The sequence below is a fragment of the Limnohabitans sp. DM1 genome (assembly GCF_001269385.1).
Classification (GTDB): domain Bacteria; phylum Pseudomonadota; class Gammaproteobacteria; order Burkholderiales; family Burkholderiaceae_C; genus Limnohabitans_A.
Genome location: NZ_CXOO01000022.1, coordinates 302,702 through 323,677 on the forward strand (window position 1 = coordinate 302,702; position 20,976 = coordinate 323,677).

The 20,976-nt window shown below is 59.3% G+C and carries 10 protein-coding genes (1 of these 10 running past the window's edge); 1 reads left to right on the forward strand and 9 read right to left on the reverse strand.

Features of this window, described 5'->3' with window-relative positions; all coding sequences use genetic code 11:
• On the forward strand, positions 1-10,179 hold the 3' portion of the coding sequence (locus AMM33_RS09065) for an Ig-like domain-containing protein (protein WP_090140505.1). 24,822 nt of this gene lie to the left of the window's left edge; only the last 10,179 of its 35,001 coding nucleotides appear in the window; its start codon lies beyond the left edge, outside the window; its stop codon occupies positions 10,177-10,179.
• Positions 10,180-10,223: 44 nt separating this feature from the next.
• On the opposite strand, the gene nagB is transcribed toward AMM33_RS09065, so the two are convergent.
• The 9 genes from nagB to AMM33_RS09110 form a co-directional block, all read right to left on the reverse strand.
• A complete protein-coding gene (nagB, locus tag AMM33_RS09070; protein WP_090140585.1) occupies positions 10,224-10,994 on the reverse strand; it encodes a glucosamine-6-phosphate deaminase in 771 nt (256 codons plus the stop codon).
• Between the two features lie 54 nt (positions 10,995-11,048).
• Positions 11,049-12,161 (reverse strand): N-acetylglucosamine-6-phosphate deacetylase, encoded by a 1,113-nt coding sequence (nagA, locus tag AMM33_RS09075; RefSeq protein WP_090140507.1) that lies wholly within the window; start codon positions 12,159-12,161, stop codon positions 11,049-11,051.
• 1 nt (position 12,162) lies between these two features.
• Positions 12,163-13,737 carry an N-acetylglucosamine-specific PTS transporter subunit IIBC gene (gene nagE, locus AMM33_RS09080; RefSeq protein ID WP_090140510.1) on the reverse strand — a complete coding sequence of 525 codons (1,575 nt, stop codon included), beginning with the start codon at positions 13,735-13,737 and terminating at the stop codon, positions 12,163-12,165.
• Between the two features lie 95 nt (positions 13,738-13,832).
• Complete coding sequence (locus AMM33_RS09085; protein WP_090140513.1) at positions 13,833-14,240, reverse strand: PTS sugar transporter subunit IIB; 408 nt, start codon at positions 14,238-14,240, stop codon at positions 13,833-13,835.
• Positions 14,240-16,831, reverse strand: a complete 2,592-nt coding sequence (ptsP, locus tag AMM33_RS09090) for a phosphoenolpyruvate--protein phosphotransferase (protein WP_090140588.1) — start codon at positions 16,829-16,831, stop codon at positions 14,240-14,242. Before ptsP ends, AMM33_RS09085 begins: the two co-directional genes overlap by 1 nt.
• Positions 16,832-17,115: 284 nt before the next feature.
• Positions 17,116-19,485: a DNA topoisomerase IV subunit A gene (parC, locus tag AMM33_RS09095; RefSeq protein WP_090140589.1), complete on the reverse strand. Its 2,370-nt coding sequence runs from the start codon at positions 19,483-19,485 to the stop codon at positions 17,116-17,118.
• A gap of 89 nt (positions 19,486-19,574) precedes the next feature.
• Positions 19,575-20,159, reverse strand: coding sequence for a BRO family protein (locus AMM33_RS09100; RefSeq protein ID WP_090140515.1), 585 nt, complete (start codon positions 20,157-20,159; stop codon positions 19,575-19,577).
• The gene (locus AMM33_RS09105) at positions 20,156-20,470 is read right to left on the reverse strand and encodes an IS1096 element passenger TnpR family protein (protein ID WP_090140517.1); all 315 of its coding nucleotides are present in this window, start codon (positions 20,468-20,470) and stop codon (positions 20,156-20,158) included. Before AMM33_RS09105 ends, AMM33_RS09100 begins: the two co-directional genes overlap by 4 nt.
• Positions 20,467-20,976 (reverse strand): transposase (locus AMM33_RS09110; RefSeq protein WP_194945351.1); only part of this gene is annotated, 510 nt, incomplete at its 5' end. The genes AMM33_RS09105 and AMM33_RS09110, both read right to left, overlap by 4 nt.

Sequence of the window (20,976 nt, forward strand, 5' to 3'; positions counted from 1 at the left end):
AACGTGTTTGGCATTGCGGCCACTGCACCGTCCGTGAGCATCACGGACAACCAAGCGGCTTCGAGTGTGGCCAACAACACGGCCGTGACCTTCACGCTCAAATTCAGCGAGCCGATTCGGGCATCCAGCTTGACCGAATCCGATTTGACCGTGACCAATGGCAGCCTGGTGGCAGGCTCTTTGGCCGGTGTGGCGGGCACCAAGACAACGGTCAATGGTGTGGACTTCTTCACCGAATGGACGGTCCGCGCCCAAACACCGACGACAGGCGCCAACACCACGGTGCTGACCCTGGCCGACAAGAGCTACACCAATGAAATGGGTATGGCAGGCACAGGCGGCGTAGGCTTGCAAACCTATGGCACACAAACAGCACCTTCTGTTTCGGTGGGTGGGTTCGATTCACACGACATCACCGAAGACAATGCATTGCTCAAAACCTTGTCGACCGGCAAGGTGGTATCTGCTGCAGGTCGGACGAATAACCCCGCAGAACCAGCGTGGAATGACACACCTTGGTTGGCGGTCAGCGGCGCACTGATCTCCACGCAAAACACCCCCAACGCGACCAATACATCGCAAGTCTGGGACAAGAGCCCCGACTTTGCCGAAGTTGGCAGCGATGGCTCTTATGTGTTGGCTTGGAGCAGCTTGAACCGGGGTATCTTGACTCAGCGGTTCGACGCCAATGGCACACCGGTCAACGGGATCTACAGCGGCGCTTTCCTCAACGATGGTCTGCGCATCTCGACCAACACCAGCGCCGCACCCAAAGTGGCAGGCCTGGGCACCAGCGGTGCCTATGTGGTGACTTGGGCAGAGAGCAATTCAATCAAGGTCCAGGTGGTCAACGCGAACAACACCTTGACCGGCAATCCGCAGGTCACGCTCAATGGCGATGCGGCCAGCGCCTCGGCGGCTGATTTCGACCCTCAGATCACCGCGATCTCGGCCGACGGCTCGGCGGTCATCACCTGGACGGGTGTGGACAGCAACGGCGACAACAGCGTCTTTGTGCAAAAACTCTCGCCAACGGGCTCGGTGACCGGCAATCCGATTGTGAAACTTGAGGCCAATGGTGTGACCAACGGTGCTGACTCCTTGGCCAAGGTCACTGCAGTGGGCAACTCTGGCGCGTATGTGGTCAGCTGGTCGGGTGTGGATGAGAACGGTGACACCAGCGTTTATGTCCAGAAATTCAATGTCGGTGGTGTGCGTGATGGTGCAGCCACCAAGCTCGAAGCCATTGGCAACACCAGTACGGCAGACACAGAGCCACAGGTGGCCAGCACGGGCACAGATGGCTCTTATGTGGTGGCCTGGTTGGGCAGCAACAATGCCGGCCCGCGCGTGCACATTCAGCAGTTCAACGCCGATGGTTCGCCCAAAGGTGCCACAGTCTCACTTGACCGTGGCTTCAACCAGACCAAGGTACAGCTGATCGGCTACGGCGATGGATCGTATGCCGTGGGTTGGCTCGAAGGCGAAGTCAAAATCCGGACCAACCCCAATGGTGTGTCCGGCAACAATACGACGACCGAGCAGAACCAGGTCTATATCCGCAAGTACTCGGCCGCTGGCGAGCAGTTGTGGACCGGAAGTTACCAAGACCCACGCCTTGTCGGGGCTGTGAATGACACGACCAACGGTGGGTCTTATCCCATTGGGGCCACACAGGTGGCCACGGAAAAATTGGTCATCGCAGCCACGGCCGATGGCGGTGTGGTGTTCAATTCCACCCTGAAGCTGACCGGTTGGTACGACAATTTTGACAACACCTTTGCCACGGTCTTCCTGTCCTACTCAACCATCAAACAAGGTACGTATGGACCGGATGGTGCGAGCTTGACCGTCACGGGTTCAACAGCCGCCAACACCATTTATGGCACCGACTTCCCTGACGTCATCACCGCTGGCGGTGGGGCCGATCAGATTTATGCGGGCGCCAACAACGACACGGTGATTTTGAACACCGACAACGTCAACAGCCTGAGCGCGAACAACACCATGGTTGTGGACGGTGGCACCGGCGTGAACTTTTTGCGCATCACCAACACCACGGCTGGCACAGGCGTGACCCTGGACCTGACCAACAGCACCGTCATTGGCAAGCTGAGCAACTTCAACAGCATTGACATCACTGGTCCGACCAGCACGGCCACCAACAACACGATCAAACTCAACCTGACCTCTGTCTTGGCCTTGTCTGGTGGCACAGACAATGCCAAAACGCTGGGCGTTGATGAAAGCAAGTTGCTGGTAATCAGTGGCAACTCCGGAGACACTGCACAGTTCGTCAACTTGGCCAACTGGACCGTGGGCGCCACCGACACGGCCACCAACCTGAGCAACACCTATGGTGTCAACTACAAGTTCACACCGGGTCGCAGTTACACGGCCTACAGCCTCAGCGGCGCCACCGTTTTTGTGGACAGCTTGGTCAGCGTAGTCACTGCCACGGCATCGGCCACGGCTGCGCCTGTTTTCAGTCAAGCCATCAGCATTGAGGGCTTGTTTGGCCCGCAAAATGGTGCCAGCGACGCGCTGTTCAGCTTCACCGATGCCAACACTGCCGGCACAGCCAGCGCTGCCTTCAAGGGCGTGGCCATTGTGGCGGCCGGTACAAGCGCTGATATCGGCACACTGGGCCGTTACCAGTTGTCCAAAGACGGCGGCGTTACCTGGACCGACGTGGCAGGTGGCCTGACCGATGGCACAGCCATTTACGCCGACAAAACGGCTTTGATCCGATACGCTGGCGCATCGGGCGTGGATGTGATCAACCCGCAAAACCTGACGGTGCGCTTGATCGACAACTCTGGCGAAACTGGTACTGCCAGCTACAACGCCACGTCGACCGGCAGCGCCATTGACGCCAGTGTCAACGGCGGCAGCACCGCGTTCAGCGGCGGCAACAGCGGCGGAAATGGCGACACCGTGACCGTGAATTTGGTCAACCGCGCGCCTGAGTCCACGGACACGGATGGTGTGGTGATGAACGCACTGGGTGCTGCAAGTCTCGGTGGGCTGACTTCTACAGGATCAGGTGTGGCTATACCCAACGGAGCGCATGCGATTCCTGGGACAAGTTCCACCGTGACGGTCAGTGGCAATGGCTCTGGTTCCACGATTGGTGAAAACGACGTTGTCGAAACTGTTCTGTTGGCTTTCAGCCAGCCCATGAGCGCCTTGACGTTCAATATCGGCGCGCTGAACAACACACCGAACGGCACAATCGAGGGCTCATCGGTGGTGTTGGCTGGCAAAGGCAGTGAGACCTTGCAGGTTTTTGTCAACGGTGTTGCCTTCTCCTTGCAGCAGTCAAACTTGAGCAATGTCATCAGTTTCACGGATCAAACGATCACGCCAGTGATTACCGCTGAGGGACACCTTGGCGCGCCACTTAACAACATCATCAAAAGCGCCAATCTGACCATCAATGCGGCGGACGTTCCCGGCGGGATCATCAACAGCATCACGCTCAAAAACGCTGTAACAGGTTCAGCTGCTGGTTTCAATGCGCTCTTGACAACGGCCAAAGAAACAAGCTCGACTCCCGCGCTTTCCGTCGACGCCCTGTTCGGCCCCACCTACACCGATGCCGATTTGGACAGCATGCGCGGCGTGGTCATCACCTCAGCGGGCAGCAGCACCGACCTGACCAACCTGGGCAAGTACCAGTACTCCACCAATGGTGGCACCACCTGGATTGATTTGGCCTCGGGCTTGAGCGACAGCACCTCGGTGTTCCTGGCCAAGAGCGACTTGGTGCGCTTTGTGCCGTCCAGCAGCAACACGTCCACCATCAACAAGCAAGACTTGGTGGCGCGTTTGGTGGACGACTCGGCTGCCACAGCGCCAACGTCTGGCGCGGTCATCAACGTGTCGGGCGCATTGCACGGCGGCAGCACGCCTTACAGCGGTAACACGCTCACCCTGCGCGCCACGCCCAACACCGCCCCGGTGTTGGCCGACACCGACCTGAACCTGGCCGCCGTCAGCAACGCAGGCGCTACGCCCGTGGGTGCCGTGGGCAGCCTGGTCAGCAGCTTGACCGGCGGCGTGACCGATGCCGATGGTGCCAACGTGCCAGAAGGCATCGCCATCACCGGTGTGGACACCACCCGAGGCCAGCTGTTCTTCAGCACCAATGGCGGCACCACCTGGACCCAAGTCACCGCCACCCTGAGCGACAGCAACGCCTTGTTGCTGCGTGCAGATGCGGACAACCGTGTGTACTACCGACCCAACTCGGGCCTGACCACCACCAGCGTGAGTGCTTTGACGATCCGTGGCTGGGACCAGACCCAGGGCGCCGAAGCGAGCTTTTTCAACATCACCACCAACGGCGGCACAAGCGCGTTCTCGACAGCGACCGACACCGTGGTCCAGGCGGTGAGCCTCGACACGACAGCGCCGACCCTGACGAGCACATCGCCGGTGGACAACAGCACGGTGGCCTTTGCCAACGTGGGCAACAACCTGTCGCTGACCTTCAGCGAAGCGGTGAAAGCGGGCACGGGTCTGATCGAGGTCTACCGCGCTGACGGCACCTTGTTTGAAAGCTTCAACGTGGCGACCGGCGTGGGCAGCGCAGGCGGCACATTGACGGGCTTCAACAGCAACACCCTCACGCTCAACCCCAATGCCAACCTGGCAGGCGGCACGGCTTACTACGTGCGCGTGGCCACCACGGCGGTGCAGGACTTGGCGGGCAATGCCTTTGCGGGCATCACCAACAACACGACGTTCAACTTCACGACGCAAAACTCGGATGGCAGCATTCCGATTAACCCGAACGAGGGTGAGACGGGTGTGGGTCTGGGCTTCAGCGTGTCCAGTGCTGGCGACGTCAACGGCGACGGTTTTGAAGACATGATTGTGGGTGCTCCTTACAAGGCGCAGTCGACAACTGATAGCCCCGGTGCAGCCTATGTGGTTTACGGCAATGCAGAGGGCAGAGCGGTGAGCCTGAGCAGTGGCAGTATCGCGGCCAGCGACGGCTTCAAGATCATTGGCTTCTCTGACATCAACCTGGGCAGGTCGGTGTCGAGCGCTGGCGACATCAACGGTGATGGTTTTGCCGATGTCATCGTCGGTGGACCGATTAACAACACGCCCATGGCTTTTGTGGTTTATGGCAAGGCAGCGGGGGCCACCGTGAATTTGTCCAGCGGCACCATCGCGGCCAATGACGGCTTCAAGCTCACGGGGGCCACTGGCAACATTTCCACCAACCAGTCAGTTTTTGGCGGGTCAGTGTCCAGCGCTGGCGATGTCAACGGCGACGGCTTGGCTGATCTGATCGTTGGCGCGCAAAATATTGCGGGTCAGTCAGGTGCTGCCTACGTGATTTATGGCAAAACGGGTGGCATGCCGCTGAACTTGAGCAGCAACACAATTGCCGCCGGTGATGGTTTTGTGATCACGGGTGTTTCAGGTGGAGCGAGCAACCCCGTTTCATTCTTGGGCCAATCGGTCTCAAGTGCTGGCGATGTCAACGGTGACGGCTTTACCGATGTCATCGTGGGTTCTGAAGAGCGCAATTTTGTGATCTACGGCGGGGCAACCAACGCCAACCTGAATCTGGCCAGTGGCACCATTGCCGCCAGCCGAGGCTTTGCCATCACGAGCCCACCAGCGGATGGTGAGCTGGGTACGTCGGTCTCGAGTGCAGGCGACGTCAACGGCGATGGCTTGGCCGACCTGGTCGTGGGCGCACCCGGCACCGTCACCGTTGCGGGCAGGGCTTATGTGGTCTACGGCAACTCGACGGGCAACACCGTCAGTTTGGGTGGCAACGGCACCATCGCTCCGAGCCTGGGCTTCATGATCACGGGCGAGACACAATCGGGCTTTGGCCAATCGGTGGCCAGCGCTGGCGACATGAACGGCGACGGCTTGGGCGACTTGATCATCGGCTCGTTCCGCAACCCAGTTGAAGGCACCCAAAGCGGTGCCATTGGTGAGGTGTATGTGGTCTACGGCAACTCCACCGGCACGAGCTTGAACCTGAGCAGCGGCACCATTGCAGCCAGCGACGGTTTCAAGCTGACCTATGGCGGCACTCAGACCACCACCTGGTTGGGACGCTCTGTTTCCAGCGCTGGCGACATCAACGGCGATGGTCTGAACGATCTGATCTTGGGCCAACCTTGGCTGGGCAATGTATCAGGCTCTTACAGCATCGTCCTGGGCGGTACCAACTTCATCACCAACGCGGCCAACCTGACGGGCACCGCTGGCGACGAAGTGGTGCTGGGCACGGCGGGCAACGACACCTTGACCGGTGGCGGTGGTACCGACCGATTCTCTGCAGGCAAGGGCGATGACACCATCGTGCTGACCGCCTCTGATGTGACGGCCTTGGCCGCCAACACGGGCACGACACGCGCCATGGCCGACGGCGGCACAGGCTTTGACACCCTCCGCCTGAGCGGTGGTGCCAGCCTGGACTTGACCACCATCAGCAACATCGGTGCAACCGGCTTTGAGGAAAAGAGCCGCCTCGAAAACATCGAGCGCATCGACCTGGCCACTGACTCGGCAGCGAACACGCTGACGATCACGGCACGCGACGTGAACGATATGGCTGGTTTTAACGTGATCAACACCAGCGCCAGTGCCGACGGCAAGACCTGGACCAATGTATCGGGTACTGCCCTGGAAGCAACCACCCGATTCCACCAAGTGGTAGTGGACGGTACCAGCGCTGACAGCGTGTCGATCCGATTGACCACGGGCAATTGGACGAATGCAGGTACGGTCAACGACGGCACATCGGACTACGTGGTCTGGCAGAACGTCACCACGAAATCGCAATTGATTGTGAAGTCGGGTGTGACGGTGACAGCCAACGTGGCCCCGGTGTTGGCCGACACCGATCTGAACCTGGCCACCGTCAGCAACGCAGGTGCAACACCTGTGGGCGCGGTGGGCAGCTTGGTCAGCAGCTTGACCGACGGCGTGACCGATGCCGACGGTGCCAATGTGCCAGAAGGCATCGCCATCACCGGTGTGGACACCACCCGAGGCCAGCTGTTCTTCAGCACCAATGGCGGCACCACCTGGACCCAAGTCACCGCCACCCTGAGCGACAGCAACGCCTTGTTGCTGCGTGCAGACGCGGACAACCGCGTGTACTACCGACCCAACTCGGGCCTGACCACCACCTCCGTGAGCGCCTTGACGATCCGAGGCTGGGACCAAACCCAAGGCACCGAGGCGGGCTTCTTCAACACCACCACCAACGGCGGCACGAGCGCGTTCTCGACGGCGACCGACACGGTGATCCAGCCGGTGGATACCAATCGTGCCCCTGCGGGCGTGAACGACACGGCCACCATCGGCGAAGCCGGTGGCACCGCCAACGGCACAGCAGGTGCTGCCTTGACCTCCACGACCAGCGGCGTGAGCGCCCTGAACGTGTTGACCAACGACACTGATGTGGACAGCGGCGACACCAAAGCGGTGCAAGCCATCAAGGCAGGCACCGCCGCAGGTGCAGGCACGGCCGTGACTGCGGCCAGCACCAGCGCCAACGGCACGGAAGTGGTGGGCAGCTTCGGCACGATCAAGATCGGCGCTGACGGCAGCTACAGCTACGTGGTGGACCAAGCCAACGCCACGGTCAAAGCCCTGGCGGTGGGCAGCTCAGCCATCAATGACGTGTTCACCTACACCGTCAAAGACACGGCCGGTGCGACCAGCACGGCCACGGTCACGGTGTCGATCAACGGTGCCAACGATGCGCCCGTCATCTCAGGCGGAACGACCAACGGTCTGACCGAAGACACTGGCGCGATCCTCACCGGCTCACTCAAGTTCAATTACGCCGACGATGACGCCCACGCTCAAAAGGGTGTGATATTTACCGAGCTGCCTGACGCGGCCAAGGCCACCTTGTTGCTCAACAACGTGGCGATCACCACCAACACCTTGGTCACCATTGCGGACATCAACGCGGGCAAAGTCGAACTCAGACCAGTGGCCAACTTCAATGGTGCGGTGAGCCTGAAGTTCAAGGCGGTGGACACCAGCGCGACCCACAACGAGTCGGCGGTGGTGACCAATACCTACAACTTCGGCAACGTCAACGACACACCCGTTGCAGTGAACGACACGGCCAACATCGGCGAAGCCGGTGGTGCGGCCAACGCCATTGCGGGCGCTGCCTTGAGCTCCACCACACCGGGTTTCACCAACACGCCCAACGTGTTGGCCAACGACACCGACGCCGACAGCGGTGACACCAAAGCTGTGCAGGACATCAAGGCTGGCACCGCCGACGGTGCTGGCACAGCTGTGACCGCCAGCACCACCAGTGCCAACGGCACGGTCATTGTGGGTAGCTTCGGCACGCTCACCATCGGCGCCAACGGCAGTTACACATATGCAGTGAATCAGTCCAACGCTACGGTGCAGGCCTTGAATACAAACAGTGCAGCTTTAAATGATGTGTTTACCTACACCGTCAGAGATGCTGGTGGTCTTTCCAGCACGGCCAGGTTGACGGTGAGTGTGACCGGTGCCAATGATGCGCCAACGGTAACCAATGCGATTGTCGATATGTCTGCTTCGCAAAACACGGCATTTACTTTCGTGATGCCGACCACAACTTTTGGCGATTTGGACAGCTCGAATCTGACTTTCTCTGTCTCGGGCCTGCCTGCAGGGTTGACGTTTAATGCTGCAACCAGAACCTTCAGCGGTACACCCACTGCGTCTGGCAATTTCAACGTGACCGTCACGGCTTCAGATGGAAGCTTGTCAGTCAACGATGTTTTTGCACTCAACGTCGCTGCCGACTCGCGAGTGACTCTTGCATCCAACGCAAAGCTCTTCTCCGCGGCCCAAACGTGGAACAGTTCCACGCAAAAGGGGGAAGTCAAAGTGAGTTTCAATGATCCGTCCGGGACAACTCCTCGCCTTTTTGCCAGTTCAACCATCAAGTTGTATGTTGATGATGTGCTTAAGTTCACGGGGACCACAACCGATACTGGAAACTTTAACGGCCATAATTTCAATGCCATTGAAGCGGGTAATGGACAAGTCGTTCATGCTGAAATTACTGTAGGCACCGTTACCTATGTCATTGGTGGGGGGCTGCGATATGACAGTCCAGCGGTTTCTGGCTCAGGTGGGGGGCTGCTCACAGAGGTTAAGTACGCGACACCGTTGGTCCTGGATTTGAACGGCGATGGTATTCAAACCTTCGATTTGGATCGTGCGGTTGAATTTGATCTGTTGAATTCAGGCGCCAAGCAGCAAGTTAGCTGGCTGAGTCAGCAAGATGGTTTGCTGGTGATGGATTTGAACGGCGATGGCAAGATCAACAATGGCACTGAACTGTTTGGCAACAACACCTTGTTGGCCAATGGCACGCTGGCCAGCACAGGTTGGGATGCTTTGGCCGACTTGGATAGCAACCTTGACGGAAAAATCGATTCGAAAGACCGTGATTTTGACAAATTGCGAGTCTGGGTCGATGCTGATACCGACGGTTACACCGATGAAGGCGAATTGAAGAGTTTGACTGACGCGGGAGTGATCAGTATTGATCTAGGCCACGATAACGCTGTGAGTTATCAAAACGGCAATGCTTTGCAAGGTTTTTCCAAGTTCACCACGGCAGACGGCCAGACACGTGACATTGTGGACGTTTGGTTCCAAACCCAAGCGGTGCAAGAGGATATCGAGCCGAGGGAGTTGGAGGCCCAGAAAACGCAGCTTGAAGAAGCGGCGATACTGCAGAACAAGCCTTACGAATTGAGTAACGAAGAGTTGGCGGTGCTGGGCTTGCCAGCCACAGCCGATGCTTTGACCACTAATGTCTATTCGCTGAACAACGGCCAGAACCTGGACTTGACCACTGTCCTCATGGGCATGAAATCGAGTGGCATTGTGAAGGGCCTCGAGCATATCGACATGGTTACCGACACTGCTGCCAATATGGTGTCTCTGACCATGACCGATGTCTTGAGTCTGCCCGCCACGAACGGCGTGCATCAGCTCATGCTGACGGGCGCTGCCAACGACATGCTGATGCTTACCAAAGGAGAGTGGACCGACACCGCAGCCGTGGTGAATCAGGGTGCTCATTCCTACGCCGTCTTCAACGGCACCACTGACGCATCAGCCCAGTTGCTGATTGACCAGCACATGCTACAAAATCATTAACACCGAAGTCTTCTACCTGTGACCGATAAAAACCCAAGCCCTTGTCAGACCCGCTGCCAAAGTGGTTTGTGTTCAAAAACCCAGCGGTAGTAATCGGACCGCTGAAGTTGCTCTGCGGCTTCTGGGTCCAGATAGACACGGGTATCTGGGTGCATCTGCAAGATTGAAGCTGGGACCATTGCGGTGATGGGGCCTTCGACGGTTTGGGCCACTGCGCGGGCTTTGTGAGGGCCAAAGGCCAGCAGCACATGTTGCCGAGCATCCATGATGGTGCCTATGCCCATGGTGATGACGTGGCTGGGCACTTGGTCTTCGTTGCCAAAAAAGCGGGCATTGTCTTGCCGCGTTTGTCGGGTCAGGGTTTTGATGCGCGTGCGCGAGCCCAGTGAGGACGAGGGCTCATTGAAGCCAATGTGCCCATCTGTGCCGATGCCCAGCACTTGCAAATCAATGCCCCCGGCTTGGCGGATTTTTTGCTCGTAGGCCAAACAATGCGAGGCCATATCTGGTGCATTGCCGTCGGGAATGTGGACGTTTTGTGGGTCGATGTTGATGTGTTTGAACAAATTGGCCCACATGAAGCTGTGGTACGACTGCGGGTGCGCTTTGGGCAAGCCCACATACTCGTCGAGGTTGAAGGAGCTCACTTGGCGCCAGTCCAAGTTCATGTCAATGAGCAATTTGTAGAGTTGCACGGGGGTACTGCCCGTGGCCAGTCCCAGCACCGCATGGGGCTTACGGCGCAACACATGTGCAATGGTGCGTGAAGCGATCTCAGTGGCCGCCTGGGCTGAGGCTTGAATGATGATTTCCATGGCGGGCTCCCACAACAACACCTTCACGGCCCAATTGGGCCAAGAGGCAAAAATTCATTGGACGGCCAAGTTCACGGCATGACCTTGGGCAAAAACATGGCTCAGCTGCAGGTCGGGTGACATCATGATGACATCCGCATAAGCCCCCTGCTGAAGGCGACCGCGCTCGTGTTCGCCCAGATAGTCAGCCGCATGGGTCGACACATGCAGCGCCGCTTCGCGCAGCGGTATTCCGATGGACACCAGGTTGCGCAGCGCTTGGTCCATGGTCAAGACGCTGCCGGCCAAAGTGCCATCGGCCAGGCGTACACCGCCCATGCACTTGGTGACGGTGTGCGAACCCAGGTGATAGGTGCCATCGGGCATGCCCGTGCCTGAAGTGGCATCGGTCACACAAAACAGCTTGGGAATCGCCCTGCGGGCAGCGCGTATGGCGCCGGGGTGTACATGCAGCAAGTCGGGGATGAGTTCCGCGAATTGCGCATGTGCCAAGGCCGCGCCCACCATGCCGGGAGCCCGGTGGTGCAAAGGGCTCATGGCGTTGAACAAATGGGTAAAGCCGCTCGCCCCCGCGTTCAAAGCCGCCACACCGTCTTCATAGCTGCCACTGCTGTGGCCGATTTGAGCCAGGATGCCCATCCCCTCCAGCTCACGGATGAAGTCCAGATGCCCCGCCATTTCCGGTGCCAGAGTCAGCACCCGGATGCGGGCCAAGGCGCTCAAAGCGCTCACCTCTTGTGTGGTGCCCAATCGAACAACATCGGGCTGAGCGCCCAATTTGGCGGGACTGATGAAGGGCCCCTCCAAGTGCATGCCCAGGATGTGAGCCGCACCGGGCATGGGGTTTTGCATCGCACGGCCGACGTCTGCCATGGCCAGTTCAATATCGCTGCGTGGCGCTGTGATCGTGGTCGCCAGCAAACTGGTGGTGCCATGGCCTGCGTGGATGCGTGCAATGGTGTCCATCGCGCCATGTCCGTCCATGACATCGGCCCCGCCGCCGCCGTGCACATGCAAATCCACGAATCCTGGCAAGACCAATGCTTCGTCAAAAGCTGGCTCGGCAACATGCGTGCCTTCAATCGCCTGAATGCGCTGCGTGAAGCGCATGTCTCCACGCACCCAGCCCTGAGGGGTCAAAATGCAGCCCGCAACTGTTTGAGTCATGTCATGTCCTTTTGCCAGAAGCCAGGCCCTCCAGATGTTTGCGCATCTCCCCTGCGATCAGTTCGGCTTGGGTGCCGGTGATGATTTGCACGTTTTGCTTGTCCAATTTGATCACCCCACTTGCGCCCAAGGTCTTGGCGCTGGCGGCATTGACCCGCTCGGAGTCCACCACCGTTAAACGCAAACGTGTGATGCAGGCATCGATATTCACCAAATTCTCGGGCCCACCCACCACGTCGACATAGGCCTGGCCCAATTCGGCCATGGTGCGGGTCTTCGTTGCAGGGGCCGTTTGGGCCTCGGCCGCAGCCGTGAGCGCAGTGGCCGGGCTCGCAGGTGCAATGCCAGAGGAACTGGTCGTGGAAGTGGTCGTTGAGGTGGCCAAGATCTCGGCATCTTCGCGTCCCGGCGTCTTGAGATTGAAGGTGGAAATGGCAAAACGGAAAACGAGGTAATAAATGCCAAAGAACACCAAGCCTTGCACCAGCAGCATGGGCCACTGGGTTGCCAAGGGGTTTTTGGACGACAACACCAAATCCACCAGGCCAGCACTGAAGCCAAAGCCTGCAATCCAGTGCATGGAGGCCGCGATGTAGACCGAGATGCCCGTGAGCAGCGCGTGCAAGCCATACAAAACTGGGGCCACGAACATGAACGAGAACTCCAGCGGCTCTGTGATGCCCGTGAAAAAAGAGGCTAAACTTGCTGCCACCATGATGGATGCCACGCGCACTTTGTTCTCGGGCCGGGCCATCTGGTAGATGGCCAGCGCAGCGCCCGGCAGGCCAAACATCATGATGGGGAAAAATCCCGCTTGGTACATGCCTGTGACACCCAGCACAGCATGCCCCTCAGCCAATGACTTGGCGCCGCCCAAAAAGTTGGGAATGTCGTTGATGCCCGCCACGTCAAACCAGAACACCGAATTCAAGGCATGGTGCAAACCGACAGGAATCAACAAACGGTTGAAAAACCCATAAATACCAGCCCCCACAGGCCCCATGTCCTTGATGCTCAACCCAAACTGCACCAATCCGTTGTAAATCCAGGGCCAGACAGCCATCAACACCACCGACAGCGCAATCATGGCAAACGACATCAGGATGGGCACCAAGCGGCGGCCACTGAAAAACGCCAAGGCCTTGGTCAATTCCACTTGGCTGTAGCGGTTGTAAAGCTCGGCCGCAATCACGCCGGTCAAAATGCCCACAAACTGGTTGTTGATCTTGCCAAAAGCTGGGGGCACCTGGTCCAAGGCAATGCCCTGTATTTGTGACACGGCCGCTGGTGACAGCAGCGTCGTCAGCACGTAAAAGCCCACCAGCCCTGTCAAAGCGGCGGCGCCATCCTTGTCTTTGGACATGCCGTAAGCCACCCCGACCGCAAACAAGATCGACATGTTTTCAATGATGGCCCCACCCGCCTTGATCAAGAAGGCCGCCACGACATTGCCCGAGCCCCAGCCATCAGGGTCCATCCAATAGCCCACGCCCATCATGATGGCCGCTGCAGGCAGTGTGGCCACGGGCACCATCAGGGCTCGGCCAATTTTTTGAAGGTAACCCAGAATATTCATGACAGTTCCCCTTTTTCGACATGGACAAAATGCTTGAACCAGCAGGCCATGCCCTCTGCATGCCCTGAGGCTTCACACATGAGCGATTGAGAAATTCATGGAACACGCCAGCGCGCACGCCAATCTGCCGCTATCAAAGGTGCCTGGGGCCCCACAATCAAATGCATGACCTGTGTGGCCACTTGGGCCACCGCCAACACACCCGCCAGCTTGGCCTGCTGTGGGTTGAATTGGGTGATATCTGCCAGTTCCACCCGCAGCCTTGTACCGGCCACGGCTTCGAATGCACGCACATTGGTTGGCCCGCCCAGGCAGGCCCAAATGGCATCTGCCGTTTGGCGCAATGCGGCCGCATCGGATGTCTGCGTTTTTGCAAGGACTGCGCCCTGCAATTGGGCTGCTGCATGCGCTGCCACCGCCGCTTCTTGCCCGCCTGCTGGGGCCTTGTGCAGCGATTGACCGATGTTCTTCAACCGCGAAAGCGCTTTGTCAAACATCTGCATCACTCCTTGTTTTCATCGCAGGCTTGCATGGGGGACAGCCCCTCTGCAAACGACGCCAACCGGGCACGCACTTCGGCACTGGTGGACATTTGCAGCACCTCTTGGGCCAAGGCTTGGCAAGTCGCCAACGACAAACTTCGGACCCAGGCTTTGATGGCCGCAATGGCGGGCACAGACACAGACAATTCGCGCACGCCCAAGCCCATCAACACCGGTACCGCCATGCGGTCAGAGGCCATGCCACCGCACACGCCCACCCATTTCCCATGCTGCCGGGCTCCGGCACACGTCATGGCAATCATCTTCAACACCGACGGATGAAAGCCATCAGCCAGTTTGGCCAGCTTGGGATGGCCCCGGTCCATCGCCAGGGTGTATTGCGTCAAATCGTTGGTGCCAATGGAGAAAAAATCCACTTCCCGAGCAAACTGCTCCGCCATGACGGCCGCAGAAGGCACCTCCAACATCATGCCCACCCGAACATGGGGCTGCCCGAGCGCCTTTTGCTCTTCCGCCAAGATGGCCTTGGCCTGGCGCAACTCTTCCACCAAGGCCACCATGGGAAACATGATGTGCATGTGCACCAGCGGTGCCGCCCTCAAAATGGCACGCAACTGGGTGCGCAGCATCTCGGGCTGATCGAGGCTGACACGGATACCGCGCATCCCCAAAAAAGGGTTCGCTTCCGGGGGTATTGGCAAATAGGACAAGGGCTTGTCGCCCCCCACATCCAGCGTGCGAACGACCAAGCTGCGTTGCGGCCCCAAGGCCTGGGCGATGGCCATATAGGCTGCGGCTTGTTCATTTTCATCGGGCGCGCTGGCGCGGTCATCGAACAAAAACTCTGAGCGCAGCAGCCCAACGCCCTGCGCCCCATGGGCCACGCCCTCTTGCGTCTCCTGGAGGTTGCGCACATTGGCCACCACGTCAATCGCTTGCCCGTCTGTTGTGCTGGCCGGTGCTTGCGCCCCCCGTTTTTCCTGGGCACGCAAATCGGCTTGCTCAGCGATGCGTTGGCGGGCCTGGCTCAGCACTTGCGCACTGGGCTGCGTGTACAACAGCCCTTGGTCGCCATCGAGCACCACGGTCGTGCCTGGCGCCAAAGACAGCGCCGCTTGGTCCACGCCACAAATGGCCGGAATGCCAAAAGAGCGCGCCAAAATGGCCGCATGGCTGGTCGCCCCGCCGCTGACTGTGCAAAACCCCAGCAGTTTGCTGCGGTCAACGCCTGCAATGTCAGAGGGCGAGAGGTCTTCGGCCATCACAATGGCTTGTTCTGGCAGCGTGGCCTGCCGGCGTTCAACCCCCGCGAGCAAACCCAGAACACGCCTGCCGACGTCGCGGATGTCTTTGCCCCGCTCGCGCAACAAGGCATTGCTGCTGCCCTGCAAATTTTCGAGTCGCTCGGCGTGATTGATAAAAGCTGATTGCCAGGCAAAGGCGGCACTTTTTTGCTGCGAGATCACTTGTATCGCCTGCTCCAGCAAATCCGGGTCTTCCAGCAGGGCTTGGTGCACCGCCAAAATGTTCACTTGCGCAGCATCCTTGAACGTGCTTTTGAGCGCATCAATTTGCTGATGCGCTTGCGCCAATGCGGCTTCCAACTTGGCCAGCTCTTGATCAACGGTGCCACCCTGCTCGACCACCTCCACGCTGGGGGCACGCCACTGCACAATCTGCCCGACCACCAGGCCGGGCGAGGCCGAAACGCCCGCCAACACACTCGCAGTGCCAGCCCCCAAGGTCTTTCCGGTGCTGGCCAGCATGGGGGCAGCGGATTCGAGCACGGGCATGAGTGGTGTTGGCACTTGCCCAGCCTCCTCCCCGCAACCTTGGGCCAGCATGGCAGAGACGCAGCGCACCGCCTCTGCCGCATCGACGCCTTGGGCTTTGACGTGCAGCACATCGCCATGCGCCGTGCCCAGGCCCATGATGGCCACCAAGGACTTGGCATTGGCCTCTTGCGTCCCCAACACCAATCGAATATCGGATTGAAACTGTTTGGCCTGCGCCGCCAGCACCGCAGCGGGGCGCGCATGCAAACCCGCCGGGCTGGGCAACACCACAGGATCGCCCAAGACCAGGTCTTGTGACACCGACTCCAAAGAGGGTTCGGTATCGGCCAACTCCAAGGTCAAAACCACTGACTGGCCTGCCTCAACCAAACCAGTGGCAGGCACAAAGCGAGACACTTTGTCGACATTGGCAACCACCACCTGCGTCAACAAGCTGCGCGCATTGCGGGCCACAAAGTCCATGTCAAAGCGCACCAAGGCTTGCCCTACAGACACCGCATCACCCACATGCACCAAAGCCGTAAACCCCTCGCCCTTGAGGGTGACGGTGTCCACGCCCAGGTGCAGCAAGACTTCAACACCTTGTGCTGTGGTGATGGTCAGGGCGTGGTGGCTTTTGTGCAGCTGAGTGATGGTGCCCGCGACGGGGGCCAGGAGCACATCTGAGGTCGGGTCTATGGAGACACCATCACCCACCAACTTCTGGGCAAAGACCGGATCGGGCACCGACTCCAAATCCACCAAAACACCCGACAAGGGCGCCATGATCACAAGTTGACCCCGAGAAGCACCCATCCGTTGATCCTTGTTGCTTTTTTGAGCCGCTTCTAACAAAAAGTCAAAGCAGCTGGTCTGATTCATCCTATCGAAGTCGATGAGGCTTAACAATCAACATGGACCGGTACTTTTCCCTCCAAAGCAGGGATTGCGTGAGCCAACACACACAAGGGGCGCAAGTCCCCTGAAACTGTCCCCAATCGCCGTGCCCAAAGCTGTGGACAAGTGCTTGGACAAGCCGCCAAAGCCCCGCCAGACAAGGGCTGGCTGGGCGTGCTTAAAAAAGCATCACGCTGCCCGGATCACTCCACCCGCGTCACCCGATTCGGCTTGAAGCCCAGATCGGCCACTTTGCCTTTTTTGGCGCGAGCGGTTTTGGCGTTGTTCAGGCTGCGGATTTCAAGCGTTTCTTCGCGCTCTTTGCCGCCTCGGCCGATGCCTTCGATCTTGACACTGCGGGTGTAGGCCGCAGCTCCGGCCAGGCTGTCTTTGGCTTCCAGGTCAATCAGCATCAGGCCCCGGCCACCTTTTTCTAGGGTCTTGAGTTCGCTGATCTCAAAGGTCAGCACCCGACCGCCGGTGCTCGCACAGCAGACGCTGGTGGCGGTGGGCATGGGCTGCTTGTCGGCGGGCACGGTGGCACTGCTGCCACTCACATGGCTGGGCGCGCAGATGGTTTCACCCTCGCCCAGGCTGATGAAGGCCTTGCCCGCTTTGTTGCGCGAGACCATGTTCTCGACCGAGGCCATGAAGCCGTAGCCGCCAGAGCCGCTGAGCAGCAGCGTGGCGTGGGCCGGGCCTGCAAAGTAGTGGGCGATTTGCGTGGTGGGTTCCAGCTCAATGAGCGTGGTCACCGGTTGGCCGTCGCCACGGGCACCAGGCAAGGTGGCAACGGGCACGCTGTAGATTCTTCCGTTGCTGCCAAAAATCAGCAGCGTGTCCACCGTGCGGCATTCGAAGGTGCCATACAGGCCGTCGCCCGCCTTGAAGGCGAAGCTGGTGGCGTCGTGGCCGTGACCGGTGCGGGCACGCACCCAGCCTTTTTCCGAGACGACCACCGTCACGGGTTCGTCCACCACCTTGACTTCGGCCACGGCTTTTTTCTCTTCCTGGATCAGCGTGCGGCGCGGGTCGGCAAAGGTTTTGGCATCGGCTTCGATCTCTTTGATCATCAGGCGGCGCAGCGCGGCAGGGCTGCCCAAAATTTCTTCGAGCTTGCCCTGTTCACCCCGCAGCTCGCTCAGTTCTTGCTCGATCTTGATCGCTTCAAGACGAGCAAGTTGGCGCAATCGGATTTCAAGGATGTCTTCGGCCTGACGGTCGCTGAGCTTGAAGGCTTCGATCAGCGCGGGCTTGGGCTCGTCGCTATGGCGGATGATGCGGATCACCTCGTCGATGTTCAGCAACACCAGCTGACGGCCTTCCAGAATGTGGATGCGGTCCAGCACCTTGTTCAGGCGGTGCTGGCTGCGGCGGGTGATGGTGGTCTGGCGGAAGCTGATCCACTCCACAAGCATCTGGCGAAGTGATTTTTGAATCGGTTTGCCGTCGATGCCCACCGAGGTCATGTTGATGGGCGCAGATGTTTCCAGGCTGGTGTGGGCCAGCAAGGCCGTGATGAGTTCTTGCTGTTCGATGCGGCTGGTCTTGGGCTCGAACACCAAGCGCACGGCAGCGTCTTTGCTCGATTCATCACGCACCACATCGAGCACGGCCAGCATGCTGGCTTTGAGCAACACCTGGTCAGCGCTGAGCGCTTTTTTACCGGCTTTGACCTTGGGGTTGGTGAGTTCTTCGATCTCTTCGAGCACGCGCTGCGAACTGACGCCTTGTGGCAACTCGGTCACCACCAGCTGCCATTGGCCCCGGGCCAGGTCTTCGATCTTCCAGCGGGCGCGCACCTTGAGGCTGCCACGCCCGGTGCGGTAGGCGTCGGCAATGTCGCTGGCCGGGCTGATGATCTGACCGCCACCGGGGTAGTCAGGGCCGGGGATGATGGCCGTCAGCTCGCTGTCGCTCAGCTTGTCGTTGCGGATCAAGGCCACGCAGGCGTCGGCCACTTCGCGCAGGTTGTGGCTGGGGATCTCGGTGGCCAGGCCCACGGCAATGCCGCTGGCACCGTTGAGCAAGCTGAACGGCAAACGCGCGGGCAGCTGGCGCGGCTCTTCGGTGGAGCCGTCGTAGTTGGGGATGAAGTCCACCGTGCCCATGTCGATCTCGTCGAGCAGCAAGCTGGTGATGCGCGACAAGCGCGCTTCGGTGTAACGCATGGCGGCCGCGCCGTCGCCGTCGCGGCTGCCAAAGTTGCCCTGCCCGTCGATCAGCGGGTAACGCTGCGAAAAGTCTTGCGCCATGCGCACCAGCGCGTCGTACGCAGCGGTGTCACCGTGCGGGTGGTAACGGCCCAGCACATCGCCCACCACACGGGCGCTTTTGACCGGCTTGGCGGCGGTGTTGTTGTTGGGGCCGCTGTAAGACAAACCCATGCGGTCCATCGAATACAAAATGCGGCGCTGCACCGGCTTTTGGCCGTCGCACACATCGGGCAAGGCGCGGCCTTTGACGACGGACAGCGCGTATTCGAGGTAGGCGCGCTGAGCGTAGGCGCCCAAGTGGTCGCCTTCGGGGGCGGCGGGTTGAAGTGAAGCTTCAGGGGTCAGCAAATCGGTCATTTTTTTCTGCGAATTATTGGTTTTGCGTTGGGGTGTGGCGGGGAGTTGTGCGGGCTTTGATTGGCCAGGCCGTAAAAAGTTACTGCCCGTCACTTGTGCGCCTGCACGCTCAAACCCGTCCATTCTGGGTGAATGATGTGGGTCAGCAGCGCGAATTCATCCGCCTTTTCAACACCGCTTTCTTTCCAGTCATCGGTCAGCTTCTTGCGGGTTTCTTGCCCCGTCATGCGCTGCTGAATCCACTTGGTGCCGCGTCCTGATTTTTGCCAGTTCTCGCGAGCACGGTCCAGGCTTTGCGCGGGGTCTGCCATTTCCTGCATGCGCTCATGCCCCACCTTGGCCAGCCAGCGCTTGAATGACTCGGCCTTGGGTGAGGGTATGGACTGGATCAGGCGCAAGAGTGTGGGCACATCGGCGGCGTCGGTTTCGCGCAAACGTCCGTCGGCAGGGGGCATTTTCAACCGTACGATTTCTTCGTACGGTTGGCCTGATTCCTTCTCCAACTTGCGACGCAAGTCGCTCCCATAGCGTTTGGGAATGCTGCTGTCGGTCAGCACCTGCACCACATCCACCACAGAGCAATACCACTTCTCTTGCGCGGCATCCCCATGCGAGCGCACGCGGGTGGACTCAAACAGTTTGACAGCTTGGGATGCCTGAGTGTGCGAATTCATTTGACTCGGCGCGATTTGGGCTGCAACTTGGTCACCGCTTTTTGCAGTGCCTCAAAGTCCAACCAACCGGGTTCGTGCGCCCCAAACATCTCCAGTGCCACGCGATGGTCTGCGTGGGCTTTGTCGTACCAGACACCGGCCCAGTACTCTGCCCCACCGGGGCCACCGCAGTCCTCGGGTGGGCAACCGTTTTGCGCTTTGAGCAAGTGCGGCAGCGGGGCGTCGGTCTCCACCACTGCCTTGAGGGTGATGACGTGCTCCCAGTCGTCGCCAAAGTCATACAAATAAAGCAAGGCTCTGATGAATTTCAAGTGGGTTGCCCAGCATGAGGATTGATAGCGTGGAAGTCGAGTCTCCCGGCGATCAAGAAGATGACAGTCTTGATCGTTGTGATTCGCGTAAACCCACGCGCACGACGCTTGGATGCCTGGAACAAACCGTTGATGGCTTCGAGGAATCCGTTGGTCTGGCGTGTCTGCGCCCAGGCCACGATGCCTTCCATATGAGCGCGGATCATCTTGGCAACGTCCTTCATCGGTTCGACCTTGGAGCGCATCACGCATGTGCACCAGTGGTCCAGCATGGTTCGCACAACGTTGATCTGCTTTCGATCAAGGATCTCACGCAACTGCTCTTTGTAGGACCACGCCCTGGCCGTGCGTTTGACGGTCATCTTGGCCATCAACGCATCCAGTTCAGCTGCCGCCTCCGGTTTGAGCTTGGCTGTGTCTTTGAGCAAAGTCCAGCGCATGCCCTTGAGAGACTTGTCGGTCTTCTGCTCGATCCGGCGCATCTTGTCCACTGCAGTGCTTGCGTG

Excerpts from the sequence above, each read along its gene's own strand:
- nagA (WP_090140507.1), bottom strand. The coding sequence starts at position 12,161 with ATGACTCAAACAGTTGCGGGCTGCATTTTGACCCCTCAGGGCTGGGTG.
- AMM33_RS09085 (WP_090140513.1), bottom strand. The coding sequence starts at position 14,240 with ATGCAGATGTTTGACAAAGCGCTTTCGCGGTTGAAGAACATCGGTCAA.
- nagE (WP_090140510.1), bottom strand. The coding sequence starts at position 13,737 with ATGAATATTCTGGGTTACCTTCAAAAAATTGGCCGAGCCCTGATGGTG.
- ptsP (WP_090140588.1), bottom strand. The coding sequence starts at position 16,831 with ATGGGTGCTTCTCGGGGTCAACTTGTGATCATGGCGCCCTTGTCGGGT.
- AMM33_RS09100 (WP_090140515.1), bottom strand. The coding sequence starts at position 20,159 with ATGAATTCGCACACTCAGGCATCCCAAGCTGTCAAACTGTTTGAGTCC.
- parC (WP_090140589.1), bottom strand. The coding sequence starts at position 19,485 with ATGACCGATTTGCTGACCCCTGAAGCTTCACTTCAACCCGCCGCCCCC.
- nagB (WP_090140585.1), bottom strand. The coding sequence starts at position 10,994 with ATGGAAATCATCATTCAAGCCTCAGCCCAGGCGGCCACTGAGATCGCT.